Annotated in this window: 12 protein-coding genes and 1 pseudogene; 7 read left to right on the top strand and 6 right to left on the bottom strand. The window is 70.2% G+C overall.

The features are described from left to right. Window positions 1-186 precede the first annotated feature (186 nt). The 4 genes from B4M60_RS04650 to B4M60_RS04635 form a co-directional block, all read right to left on the bottom strand. Window positions 187-972: an enoyl-CoA hydratase/isomerase family protein gene (locus tag B4M60_RS04650; protein WP_291080743.1), complete on the bottom strand. Its 786-nt coding sequence runs from the start codon at window positions 970-972 to the stop codon at window positions 187-189. A gap of 128 nt (window positions 973-1,100) precedes the next feature. Continuing rightward, a complete protein-coding gene (locus B4M60_RS04645) occupies window positions 1,101-4,097 on the bottom strand; it encodes an AMP-binding protein (RefSeq protein ID WP_291080741.1) in 2,997 nt (998 codons plus the stop codon). 120 nt (window positions 4,098-4,217) lie between these two features. Next, window positions 4,218-4,658 carry an alternative ribosome rescue aminoacyl-tRNA hydrolase ArfB gene (arfB, locus tag B4M60_RS04640; protein WP_291080739.1) on the bottom strand — a complete coding sequence of 147 codons (441 nt, stop codon included), beginning with the start codon at window positions 4,656-4,658 and terminating at the stop codon, window positions 4,218-4,220. Between the two features lie 51 nt (window positions 4,659-4,709). Further along, window positions 4,710-5,285 carry a 1-acyl-sn-glycerol-3-phosphate acyltransferase gene (locus tag B4M60_RS04635; protein WP_291080737.1) on the bottom strand — a complete coding sequence of 192 codons (576 nt, stop codon included), beginning with the start codon at window positions 5,283-5,285 and terminating at the stop codon, window positions 4,710-4,712. Window positions 5,286-5,447: 162 nt separating this feature from the next. Between B4M60_RS04635 and B4M60_RS04630 the strand changes: the two genes are divergently transcribed. After that, window positions 5,448-6,827 (top strand): glycoside hydrolase family 1 protein, encoded by a 1,380-nt coding sequence (locus B4M60_RS04630; RefSeq protein ID WP_414646733.1) that lies wholly within the window; start codon window positions 5,448-5,450, stop codon window positions 6,825-6,827. A 307-nt stretch (window positions 6,828-7,134) separates the two neighbouring features. Here B4M60_RS04630 and B4M60_RS04625 read toward each other — a convergent pair whose 3' ends face one another. Then, window positions 7,135-7,521 (bottom strand): dipeptidase, encoded by a 387-nt coding sequence (locus B4M60_RS04625; RefSeq protein WP_291080733.1) that lies wholly within the window; start codon window positions 7,519-7,521, stop codon window positions 7,135-7,137. Between the two features lie 65 nt (window positions 7,522-7,586). Here B4M60_RS04625 and B4M60_RS04620 point away from each other — a divergent pair, with 65 nt between their 5' ends. Next, window positions 7,587-8,423, top strand: a complete 837-nt coding sequence (locus B4M60_RS04620; protein ID WP_291080731.1) for an Lrp/AsnC family transcriptional regulator — start codon at window positions 7,587-7,589, stop codon at window positions 8,421-8,423. 66 nt (window positions 8,424-8,489) lie between these two features. Next, the gene (locus B4M60_RS04615; RefSeq protein WP_291080729.1) at window positions 8,490-9,722 is read left to right on the top strand and encodes a metal-dependent hydrolase family protein; all 1,233 of its coding nucleotides are present in this window, start codon (window positions 8,490-8,492) and stop codon (window positions 9,720-9,722) included. Between the two features lie 80 nt (window positions 9,723-9,802). On the opposite strand, the gene B4M60_RS04610 is transcribed toward B4M60_RS04615, so the two are convergent. Next, window positions 9,803-10,177 carry a DUF1622 domain-containing protein gene (locus B4M60_RS04610; protein ID WP_291080727.1) on the bottom strand — a complete coding sequence of 125 codons (375 nt, stop codon included), beginning with the start codon at window positions 10,175-10,177 and terminating at the stop codon, window positions 9,803-9,805. A 139-nt stretch (window positions 10,178-10,316) separates the two neighbouring features. Between B4M60_RS04610 and B4M60_RS04605 the strand changes: the two genes are divergently transcribed. The 4 genes and pseudogenes from B4M60_RS04605 to B4M60_RS04590 form a co-directional block, all read left to right on the top strand. Next, on the top strand, window positions 10,317-11,156 hold the full coding sequence (locus B4M60_RS04605; protein ID WP_291080725.1) for an SDR family oxidoreductase: 840 nt from the start codon (window positions 10,317-10,319) through the stop codon (window positions 11,154-11,156). Window positions 11,157-11,169: 13 nt separating this feature from the next. Next, a complete protein-coding gene (locus B4M60_RS04600) occupies window positions 11,170-11,661 on the top strand; it encodes an SRPBCC family protein (protein WP_291080723.1) in 492 nt (163 codons plus the stop codon). 68 nt (window positions 11,662-11,729) lie between these two features. Then, a complete protein-coding gene (locus B4M60_RS04595) occupies window positions 11,730-12,074 on the top strand; it encodes a cupin (RefSeq protein WP_291080721.1) in 345 nt (114 codons plus the stop codon). A 5-nt stretch (window positions 12,075-12,079) separates the two neighbouring features. Continuing rightward, window positions 12,080-12,304: pseudogene (locus B4M60_RS04590) on the top strand (hypothetical protein); the annotation flags it as partial.

The raw sequence follows: 12,304 nt of genomic DNA, 5'->3' as shown, positions 1-12,304 counted from the left end.
AGCCCGGGAGGCGGGGCAGGGGCCGCCGCGACCCGGCGGCCGACTCGTCCCGCGACCCGGTGAACAGGCCCGTCACGTCGGAGGTGTGGGCGGACACGTGGAAGCTCTCGGGTCGGGGAGACCGCGCGGTGGTATCCATGTCCGGGGTTCGGCGCGGCGGGCGTGCCGGATGGGTGCCGGGTCCGGCTACCTCGGGTCCGGGTATCGCGGGTCGCGCTGGTCGAAGAACGCGGCGGCGCCCTCCTGCAGGTCACCCCCGGGGATGAGCTCGATCCACAGCTCCCGCTCGAGCTCGAGCCCATCGGCCAGGCCCATGTCCAGGCCGCGGTCCACGCACTGCTTGACGGCGCGGATCGCGCGGGGGCTGTTGGCGGCCATCTTCTGGGCCAGCTCCAGCGCGAGGGGCAGCGGGTCGTCGTCGTCGGAGACCTCCTCCACCAGCCCGATGCGCAGGGCCGTGACCGCGTCGACCGGCTCGGCGGTGTACATCATCCGCTTGGCCATGCCCGGCCCCACCAGCCGGGACAGGCGCTGGGTGCCACCCGCGCCGGCGAGGACGCCCCACCGCACCTCGGGCAGGCCCATCCGCGCGCGCGGGCCGGCCACCCGGACGTCGCAGGCCATCGCCAGCTCGCAGCCGCCGCCCAGCGCGGTGCCGTTGACGGCGGCGATCACCGGCATCGGCAGCGCCGCCACGCGGTCCATGAACCCCTGCACCCGCTCGACGAACTCGCGGGCGGTGGCGGCGTCGGTGATGGTCTGGAACCGGTGGAAGTCGCCGCCGGCACTGAAGTGGCGCCCCGCCCCGGTGATCACCACCGCGCGGGCCGTCGAGGCCTCCAGCCGGACCAGCGCCTCCTCCATGGCCTCGACGAACTCGTCGGTCCACGCATTGACCGGCGGGTTCTGCATCCGCAGCACCACGATCTGCCCCGTGTGCCGCGAGATCTCCACCAACTGCTGCCCGGCCATGTCAGTTCCCCTTCCGCGGCACGCGCTGCGACTCGTCCGTCGACCGTGCGCTGAGCTCGTTCTTGAGGATCTTGCCCGGCCCCGGAACCGCACCTCGATCGGGCTCCGTAATCGTCGCGACTGACGGGCTACTCCGTCGGAAGCAGCCCGTCCCGCACCGCTTTGGTCAGCCGCACGTACTCGCCCGTGCCGGGGTCGCGGATCCAGGCTCGCGGGCCGGCCTTCGGTAGGCCCCGCGACGCGAACCCGGTGGCGTCCGGGCGGTACCAGTTGGTCACCGGGATGTGGTCGACAACGTGGACGATGTCGGGTCGTCCGGCGGACGGGACCGAGGCCAGTGCGCCACCGATGTCGGCCGCGGTGATCGCCTGGGAGCCCCACCTGCTCACCGCGGCGACGGCGACCCGACCCGCCCCACCGGGCACGCCGTACACCACGGCCAGGTCCACCTGCGTCAGATCCCCGAGCGCGTCGGCGACCTGGATCGGGTACACCGGACCGTGCGCCGTGCGGACCACGGCGCCGGCCGAGCCGAGCAGCCAGAAGTCGCCGTCCCGGTCACGCTCGAAGACGTCATTGGTCGACACCCATGCGTCGCCCGGACGGAACAGCCCGCGGAGCCGGCGCACGGAGGCGTCGATCCTGAGGCGTGGCCGGGTGACGAGCATCCCGGGTTCGCCGACCTCACTCGGTATGGCGTAACCGTCGGGACCGGTGAGGATCGCGCCGGAGTCGGGATCGACCGTGACGAGCCTGACCTCGGCCGTCCCGGGCAGCGGGCGGCCGCGCGCGCCCGGCTTTGTCGTCGAGAGGTTGGCCAGGACGACGTCCGCCTCGGTCCCGGCGTAGAACTCGAGGACCCGCGTCCCCGGGTAGCGGTCCGTGACGCGTCGCCACACCCCGCGGGGCATGCCGGATCCCATGAAGAGCGAGATCGTCGGGAGCGTCTCCCGCGGATTCGCCGGCCGGCTCACCAACTCGCGCATCATCGCCCAGGTGTAGGAGACGACGGTCACCCCGTAGCGGCGGATCTCCTCGTCGAAGGTCGCCGGATCGAAACCGTGTGACAGGGCGATCCTGGCCCCACCGGCCACGGCCCCGCCGACGGCGGTGAGCAGACCCGACGGGTGGTGGAGCGGACTGAGGCAGTACACGGTCGACGCGGAGGTCAGGCGTGCGGCGCTGGCGGTGCCGAACGCGGAGAGCGCCCACCGATGATTGGTCACGAGCTTGGACTGCCACGTGCCCGAGGAGCGGGTGAAGACGACAAAGGCGAGGTCGCCGGCGCGGCCGGGGTCCGGCCGGTACCAGCGGGGCAGCTCGACGTCCTCGGGGTCGATGCGTTCGAGGTCCACGACGCCCGGGCCGAGGTCGGCGTGGAGGTCGCGATCGGCGCCGCCGCCGCCGAGGACGAGCGCCCGCGCCCCGGCATCGGTGACCCTGGACGCGTGCTCCGGGTCGGCCACGACGTCCGTCACCGCGCCGAGCCGGAGTAGTTCGGGCAGCGAATGCGACGGGGGGAGCAGCACGGCCACGGCGCCGAGGCGCGACAGCGCGGCGATGGCGACCAACGCCGAGGGCCGCGTCTCCATGAGTACGCCGATGTGGTCGCCCTGGCGCACCCCGACCGCGATGAGTCCCCTGACCACGTTGGTGATCCGGGTATCGACGGCCGAATACGTGTGGACGCGGTCGGAGAACAGGAAGCACGCGTCACCCGGCTGGGTGCGGGCCCGCTCGGTCATGATCTTGGCAAAGGAGATGCGGGTTCTCGGCTGGATCTGTTCCAACCGGATGAGGCGCGGCGCCGCGTGCAGCGCCTCGTATCCGAGGGCCCGCGTGGTCTGCAGCGCGCTGACGGCGAGGTGACCGGCACCGCGCACGACGCCGACCCCGAGTCCGGCGACCTGAATCGCCCCGTCCGCGGCGAGCATCACCGCCGAGGTGGGGGACGAGTCGACGACGGCGTCGGGTGCGACTTCGGCGATGCCGTCGGGTCGCTGACCGGTGTTCTCGATCCACCCGATCCACCCGGCGACGGTGGGCCACGTCAGCGAGGCGGCGGTCGAGCCCACGACGAGCCCGAAATGCCCGGCGCGGACCGGGAACTCGTAGACCTCGGCCGCGGGGGCGACGGAGGCGATCTTGCGGACGCCGGCCGGGACGCCGATCTCGTCGACCTCGCCGAGCACGGCGAGGACGGGGCAGGTGATGTCGGCCAGGGAGACGACGTGGTCGCCGATCACGAATCCGCCGACCATCATCCGGTTTTGGATGATCACCTGCTGCATCATGTCGACGATCGCCGGGCCGGACCAGGCGACAAATCCCTCGCCACCGATGAAGCGGCGCTGCCGTTCGTGTCCGAGGAGCGCCTCGCGGTCATGGAGTTGGCGCAGGAAGTCCACCTGCGCACGGGCGGTCTTGATCGGATCGAGTAGGCGGAACCCCGTCGACGCCAACCACCCGGGCAGCGAGTGGTCGCTGAAGACGTAGTCGGCGACGAAGCGCGCGACGTTCACGATCACATCCTCGGGGACGCCGAGCGGGGCACTGCCGCGCCAGTCCACCGGGGAGCCGAACGTCACGATGCTCTCGAGGTCGCGCGAGCGCCGGAAGGCCGCGGCCTGGTAACAGAACATGCCGCCCTGGCTGTATCCACCGAGATGGACCGAGCGGCCGGTGGCGGCCGTGACGAGGTCGATCACGTCGTTCACCGCCACCACGTGGTCCGTGAGAGTGCGTTCGAGGCCGCCCGCCTCGAGATCCGGGGATCCGAAGTCGATCACCCACGGGTCCATGCCCGCCTCGTACAGTGCGGCCACCGCGCTCGTATCGGGGGACACGTCCCAGACGTCGGCGGAGATCATCATCGGCGGCACGAGCACGATCGGCGGGCGCGGCGGCTCGTCCTCATCGAGGCCGACATCCGCGAGACCGTCGGCCCCCGCGGTCGGCGCGTAGTAGCGGCGCAGCCGGAACATCGGGCGCCGTGCGACGATCTCGAACGGGGAGGGTTCTTCGTCCGTCTGGAGGCCGCCGAATCGCAGGACTTCGACCGCGTTGACGACGAACGACGTCGCCGCCTTGAGCGCGACTGAAACGGTGTCAGGGGTGGGAGGCATGGTGGTACTGAGACTAGAGGGTGCGTTCTGGGCATCGCGACGATCCAGCGAATAGACCCGCCTGGGGCTCCGCGAGGGGCTCCGCGAGGGGCGGCGACGCTGCGACCATCCCGACGGCCGTCAGTCGTGGTCCGGTCGTCTGCGGTTCGTCTTGACTTCGGAGCGTTGCCGTTTGGCCTCGAGCCGACGCCGGCGCGAACCGCGAGTGGGCCGGGTGGGTCTCCTGGGGACCGGTGGGGCCACCGCCTCGCGCAGGAGTTCCGCCAGACGCCGCCTTGCGGCCTCCCGGTTCCGCCGCTGCGACCGGTGCTCCTCGGCGCTGACGGTGAGGACGGTTCCGGAGAGCCTCGGTGCGAGGTTCCGCAGCACGCGCGCCCGCTGGTCGTCGTCCAGGGCGGAGGTGGTGCCCAGGTCGAGGCTGAGCTGGACCCGCGAATCCGCGGTGTTGACGTGCTGGCCTCCAGGGCCGGATGACCGGGAGAACTTCTCCACGAATTCGGCCGCCGGCACCGTCAGCCCACGGGGCGCGCCCGGTCCGGGGGCCACGCGCAGATCATCCACGGGGTTAGTGTCCCGCACCTACCGCCGATTGACCGTTTCCGTGTCTCCCGGTCACGGGTTCGTCGGCTCCTGCACGAGACGCGGCTCCACTCGCTTCTCGGGATGGAACCCCGCCTTGTCCGCGTAGAAGGACCGGATCCGGTCCATGTCGTGGGCCACGTCGCCCGTCAACTCGATGGTCGGTCCCAGTCCCGATGTCATGGTCGTGCGGTCGACATAGCCGAGGGTCACGGGCATTCCGGCCTCGCGGGCGATCCGATAGAAGCCGGACTTCCAGTACTCGTGCGCTCCGCGGGTGCCGTCGGGCGTGACGACGAGCCCGAACATCTCGCCCGCGTGAACGCGTCGGATCATGTCCTCGACGACCCCGGCAGGATTGGCACGATCAACGGCGATCCCGCCGAGGGCTCGCATCAGCGGTCCACGCCATCCCGCGAACAGGCTGGCCTTGCCGAGCCAGCGCACGTCGATGCCCAGCCGCCAGACGATGCCGATCATCAGGACGAAATCCCAGTTGGAGGTGTGCGGCGCACCGAGGAGTACCGCCGGGCGATCGGGGCCCGGCTGGGTCGCGAGTGTCCACCGGCTGAAGAACCAGAAGATGCGGGCAGCTAGGCGTCGGAGCACTCCGCAACCCTAGTTCACGCCCGGCCGCCGGATCAGGGTCCGCAGGATTATCCGCAGGGGCCGCAAGGGGTAGCCGGTCCGGGATGGCAGGTTCGAGTTCGTCGTCGGCGTCAAGGACGCCTTTCCGCGCGAAACGCCTGCGTATCTGCCTATGGTGCTGGCATGACACCGGGGAGCACGTCAGTGGGGAGACGGTCCGTCATCGGCAGGATCACGGCGGCGCTGGCGGTGGTGGCGCTCGTCGCGGTGCTGCCGCAGACGCCGCGCGCAACGGCGGAAGCCCCGCCCGCCGGCGCCGGCGCACCGGTCGCCCACGACTTCCACTGGGGCGTCGCCACGTCAGGCTTCCAGATCGAGGGCAGCAACCCGGACTCCAACTGGAAGCGCTACGTCGACGCCACCGCGCCGAGCGGCCGGGTGGATCCGGTGAACGACGCGGTGGACTTCTGGAACCGGTACCCCGAGGACATCGCGAACGCCGCGGCGATGGGCGTCAACACCTTCCGGTTGAGCGTGGAGTGGGCGCGGATCGAACCGGCGCCGGGAGAGTACGACGACGAGGCGCTCGCCCACTACGACCGGATCATCGACACTGTTCGCGGCCACGGCATGGTCCCGATGATCACCATGGTCCACTTCACCTATCCCGGCTGGCTGGCGGACCGGGGCGGCATGCTCTCGGGCGGCGCCGTGGAGGCCTTCGGTCGATTCTCCGAGTTGATCACGCAACGCTGGGCCGGCGACGGGACGCTGTGGGTGACCTTCAACGAACCGCTGGTGTTCTTCAAGCACGAGATGACCATCGGGCGCGTCGGGCCCCGGGACTTCTCGGTGTTCCTCGATCAGCTCGAGGCGGGGCACCGACTGGCCTACGCGGCCGCCCACCGCGCCGACCCGGACGCGATGGTCACCATGAACGAGGCGTACCTGCCGCTGGCCACCGAGTTCACCGACACGCTGATCGGGGACCGCGTGGCCGACGTGGTGGACTACGTGGGGATCGACTACTACTACGGCGTCGCCCTGATCAACCTCACCGCGATCAACGCGGCCTGGGACGATTTCGCCGCCGTGCGCCCGCAGCCGGAGGGGATCTACGAGGCGATCGCGCACTACGCGCGCTCGTACCCGGGCAAGCCGATCTACCTCGTCGAGAACGGCATGCCCACCCGCGACGGCGGACGGGCGGACGGTGTGAACCGCGGCGACTTCCTGCGCGACACCGCGTTCTGGCTGCAACGCGCCGTGGCCGACGGCTACCCGGTGATCGGCTACAACCACTGGTCGCTGGTGGACAACTATGAATGGGGTAGTTACTCGCCGCGCTTCGGGCTCTACCGGGTCGACGTGCTCACCGACCCCACGCTGGAGCGGCGGCCCACCTCGGGCGTGGACGCCTACCGCGAGATCATCGCCGCCGGCGGCGTCGGGCCGGACTACCGACCGGTGCTTCCGGCCGCTTGGTGCTCGCTGGCCACCATCCCCGACACCTGCCTGGACCCGGTGCTGGTGGACGGCCCGCGGGCCACACTCGTGGGCTGAGGGGCTCGGTGCTCACGTAACGTAAGCGTCCGCTGCCGGCGATAGGACTGGTAGAATAGGTTTTCCGAAGTAACGAGGAGTGATGTTGATGTTCGGTTCGACCCTGAACTTGCTGCGATTCCTGCTGGGGCCCAGCGGAAGCGAGGCCGCCTGCTTGGCGCTGACCCCCGAGTGCATGGGCTGGATCCCGTACCTGGCCCATCGGTTCGGGATGGCGTCCTGACCGACGGCGCACGCGCCGAGCACAGCAATCCCCCGGAACGAGAAGGTCTCTCGTCCCGGGGGATATCTGTGTCAGTAGTTAGCGTCAGGCCGGTAGCACCTCCTGCATCACCCGCAGCGTGTTACCGCCCATGATCGCGGTGATGTCCTCGTCGGAGTAGCCGCGGTCCAGCAGACCCTGGGTGATTGCGGCGAGCTCACTGGTGTCCCAGCCGACGGTGACGGAGCCGTCGTAGTCACTGCCGAGAGCGGCGGTCTGGATCCCACCGACCTCCACCACGTGATCGATCGCGTCGAGCACCGAGTCCAGTCCCAGCCCGCACACCGCGGTCTCGAAGTACCCGATCCCGATCACGCCGCCCGTCGCGGCGACCCCGCGGATCTCGTCGTCCGTGACGTTGCGGTTGGTCTCGCACGTGCCCTGGACCCCGCCGTGGCTCAGAACCACGGGATTGGTCGCGATGTCCAGCATCGTCGCCGACGGGCTCCACCTTGTTCCGAGAGCTCTCGATGTAGGCCTACCCGTCCGCCGACGGCGTGTATGGCAACCGCCTCGCGATCACGGAGATCGCCTGTGACGCAGGCCGGGTGAGGTCGCTGGCGCAGGAGTTGGCCGCGTGGCCGACGGTGGTGACCGCCGAGATCGCGGCCCGCGAGTACGGAGTCGTGGTGACCATCGCCGCGCTCACCCAGAGCGATCTCGCCGAGATCCTGCTCGATCGCCTGCCCCGGCTGGACGGCGTGACGGGGATGCGTTCCCATCTGGTGGGGCAGTTTCACCTCGGCGGCAACCAGTGGCGGATCGGCGGTCTCGACCCGCACTCCGTCGCCCGGATCGCCGAGATGCCGCTGCCCGCCGATCGTCCGGGGCGCTCGACCGCCGTCAACCCGTGGGCGGACCCGTACCGGGAGCTGGTCGACGCGCTTACCGAGGACGGTCGTCGCAGCGCGGCGGATCTGGCGCGGATCACCGGCCGCCCCCTCTCGACCACCCGGCGGCAACTCGCGCACCTTCTCGGTTCGGGTGCCCTGACGTTCCGTTGTGATGTGGCCCAGGGCGCCACCGGGTTCCCGGTGATCGTGCAGTGGTGGTGCAAGGTCCCGGTCATGCAGATGGCCGCGAGTGTGGCTCGGCTCCGGGCCGAGTCGTCGGTACGCCAGGTGGTGAGCATGCCGGGATCGCCCAACCTGCTCGTCAGCACGTGGAACCGGTCGGTCGCCGAGGCGATGCGGATCCAGGAAACCCTCGAGCGTGAGCTCGCCCCTCTGGTCGTGGTGGATTCCGCCGTGATCCTGCACCAGGTCAAACGGCTCGGATGGCTGCTCGAGTCCGACGGCCGCAACACCGGGACGTTCGTCCGATACGAGACCTGACCCACTACCAGGGGGCAACTTCGGCGTGTTCATCGGACGGGCCCGAGACCACGTAAGTTGGCTCTTATGACGACTACGCTCCTGCACAACGCCCGGCTCATCGACGGAACCGGCGCAGCCCCGGTCGCCGACGCGGTCGTGGTGATCGAGGGCGGCAAGATCACCTACGCCGGCGCTGCCGCCGGTGCGCCGCAGGTCGATGACTCGGCCACCAAGGTTGATGTCGGCGGTAACACCGTCACCCCCGGATTCTTCGACTGCCACGTCCACCTCTCCCTGCCCGGCACCAAGGGCTCGCCGATCATGGCCGCCATGGTTCCGCCGTCCTACCGCTACTTCGAGTTGATCGAACGTCTCAAGGTCACGATCGAGTCCGGTGTCACCACGGTGCGTGACCTGATGGGTATCGACGTGGGCGTGCGCGAGGCCGTCGCCAACGGTCTGGTGGAGGGCCCGCGTCTGCTGGTGGCGGACAAGATGTTCTCCCAGACCGGTGGTCACGCAGACTTCCACATCCCCTCCGGTATCGACGGCTCCGGCCTGGTGGGTGGTCTGCTCGTGGACTCGGTCGACGAGGCCCGCAAGCAGGTCCGCGGCCTGCTTCGCGACGGGATCGACGTGGTCAAGGTCGCGTCCTCCGGCGGCGTCACCTCGCCGAGCGATGACCCGGACTGGCTCGGCGCGCGCGTCGACATCGTCTCCGCGCTGGTGGAGGAGGCGCACAACTACGGTGGCCGCAAGGTCGCCGCCCACGCCATCGGCTTCGCGGGCATCCAGGCCGCCGTGCAGGGCGGCGTACACAGCGTCGAGCACGGGTACGCCCTCAACGACGAGCTGCGGCAGGAGATGGTCGAGCGCGGCCAGTTCCTGGTCCCCACCCTCATCGAGACCCTCAAGCCGGACACCGCCACCCCGCAGGCCAAGGCCAAGAGCGACAAGTGGCACGCGCTGGCGCACGAGTCGCTGCAGGCCTCCGTCGAGGCGGGCATCAAGGTCGCCGTGGGTACCGACGCGGGCCTGGTCCCCGATCACGGTGCGACGCTCGGTGAGCTCAGCGCCCTGGTCAAGTTCGGTGGCATGACCCCGATGCAGGCCATCGTGGCCGGAACGCAGACCTCCGCGGAGCTGTGCGACCTGGGCGACAAGCTGGGCACGCTGGAAGCCGGGAAGCTGGCCGACGTCGTCGTCGTCAAGGGCGATCCCCTCGCGGACATCGACTCGCTGGCCGACCACAGCAACATCCTCCTCGTCCTCAAGGAGGGCCGCGCCGCCAGCAACCGCGGCCAGTACGCCCTCTGACCCGGGTCGGTCCGGCTCCCCGCCGGCACGGCCAGGCGCGCCGGACCCTGCCCGGCGCACCCGGGACGGTCAGGGGGGGTCTAGGACTCGGTCCTCTCGTTCACGGACTTTGCGCCCTCGGGCTCCTTCTGCCACGGCCAGCGGCCGGAGATCTCCAGCTCCAGCGACCAGCTGAGGAACGTACGGATGGCCACGATCGCGGCGAGCACCGCCACGTCGACGAGCGTCGGGGTGACGGCGACGGTCTTGATGATGTCCGCGGCGACCAGCAGTTCCAGGCCGAGCAGAATCGAGCGGCCGAGGAAACGCCGGAACTGGCGGTAGACGTCGGGTTCGCGGCGCGCCATCCGCCAGCCGGCCATCACCGTGGCGGCCACCGTGCCGATCACGATCGCCGCCACGCCCACGGCATCGATCGCCTCGCCGACCAGTTCCACTGATTCCTGGAAGTTCATTCCTGCGAGTATTCCGGCGTGACCAGCGGGAGACGCGCGATTGGCGGGAGATGTGCGATCGGCGCGAGTCGGGCGCGGCTCCGGCGGGCAGTTGGCGGAACCATCCCCGGCAAACAGGAACCCGTTCTACGCTGCCGGTATGAGTTTTGAGGGCAAATCCATCCTGGTCACGGGCGGGGGCAGCGGGATCGGCGCGGGAACGGCCGAGGAGCTGGTCCGACGGGGCGCCACGGTGACGATCATCGGCCGCGGCGCGGAACGGCTGGCCGAGACCGCCCGGCGGATCGCGCAGGCCACCGGCCGGGAGGGCGCCGTGCGCGCGCATGCCGCGGACGTGACCGACGAGGACCAGGTGTCGTCGGCGGTCGCGGCGGCGGTCGAGCACGGGGGAGGGCTCGACGGCGTGGTGGCCTGCGCCGGCGGGAGCGAGACCATCGGCCCGCTCACCCAGATGGACACCGAGGCGTGGAAGCGCACCGTCGACCTCAACGTCAACGGCATGATGTTCACGCTCAAGCACGCCGCACGCGAGTTGGTCGCCCGGGGCGGCGGATCGTTCGTCGCCATCTCGTCCATCGCCGCGAGCAACACGCATCGCTGGTTCGGTGCGTACGGCGTGACCAAATCGGCCGTCGACCACATGGTGGGACTGGCGGCGGACGAGCTCGGCGCGAGCCGGGTGCGCGTCAACGGCATCCGCCCGGGCCTGATCGAGACCGACCTGGTGGCGCCGATCCTGTCCGACCCCGTGATCGCCGAGGACTACCGCGCGAGCACCCCTATCCCGCGCATCGGCCAGGTCGGCGACATCGCCGAGGCCGCCGCGTTCCTGCTCAGCGACGCCTCGACCTGGATCACCGGGCAGGTCATCAACGTGGACGGCGGGCAGATGCTGCGCCGCGGCCCCGACTTCAGCTCCATGCTCGAGCCGCTGTTCGGCGCCGACGGGCTGCGCGGCGTCGTGACGGCCGAGGGGTAGAGAAATGGCGAACATGTATCCGTGTGAACCGGTGGACGTCGCGTTCATCGACTCCGCCCGCTTCCGGTTCTCCAACACCGTCGACATCCCCGCGTCGCCGGAGCAGTTGTTCGAACTCTTCGAGGAGGCGGACGCCTGGCCCCGCTGGGCGAAGGTGATCACCAAGGTCGTGTGGACCAGCGAACCGCCGTACGGCCTCGGCACCACGCGCACCGTCCACATGCTGGGCGGGCTGCGCGGCGACGAGGTGTTCCTCGCCTGGGAGCCCGGCCGGCACATGGCGTTCCGGTTCACCGCCTGCTCGACGCCGTTCGTCACCGCGTTCGCCGAGTCCTACGACGTCGTGCGCACCACCGGCGGATGCCGGCTCACGTGGACCGTCGCGCTGAGGGGCAAGGGGCCGACCACCGTCTCGCTCGCGGTGCTGCGGTCGGTGCTGAACGTCGGGTTCCGGCGGTTCCTGCGCGATCTGAGCGCTCTCGCCTCGGAGCGGTACGCGGTGTAGGTACGTTGCAGGTCAGGTCCTCCGCGTTGTTCGCGGCGGGCGACGCGTGAGGCTCGGAAAGGTCGACTATGGCGAACATCAGGGAACTGGCCGAATCACACCTGGCCACCGCGCTCACCGAGAAGAACGGCCGCAGCTCCGCTCTCGTCGCGCACGACGGGCCCTTGCGCCAGGCGGTGATCGCGCTGCGGGACGGGGTGCGGATGGAGGCGCACAATTCGCCGCCGGCCGCGAGTCTGCAGGTGCTCAAGGGCAAGGTCCGCGTGGATCTCGAGGACGATGTCCAGGGCGAGTTCAGCGCGGACGAACTGTGGATCCTCACCCACGAGCGTCACTCGGTGCTCGCGCTGGAGGACAGCGTGTTCCTGCTGACCACCGTCACCGGTCAGCCGGGTCAGGATTCGCGGTCCTGACCCGGATGACGGTCCCGGAGTGGCTGGTCCCGTGGGTCATCCGTGCGACGGGCAGGAACCGGATCTTCCTCAGTGAGGAGGCTGCGCGTCGGCATGTCGAGCGGTCCGCGCGCAGCCCGAAGCCGTTCGGTCCTCCCCAGCGGCTCGCGCACGAGGTCGACATCTCGATGGTCGTGCGTGACGGGTGGCCCGTCTACACGGTCTCGCCGTCCGGGGGCTTCCGATCCCCA

The organism is Dietzia sp. UBA5065 (assembly GCA_002415925.1).
In the GTDB taxonomy this organism is placed as follows: domain Bacteria; phylum Actinomycetota; class Actinomycetes; order Mycobacteriales; family Mycobacteriaceae; genus Dietzia.
The sequence above is the reverse complement of the archived record's forward strand: the minus strand, read 5'-3'. Positions and strand labels throughout refer to the sequence as shown.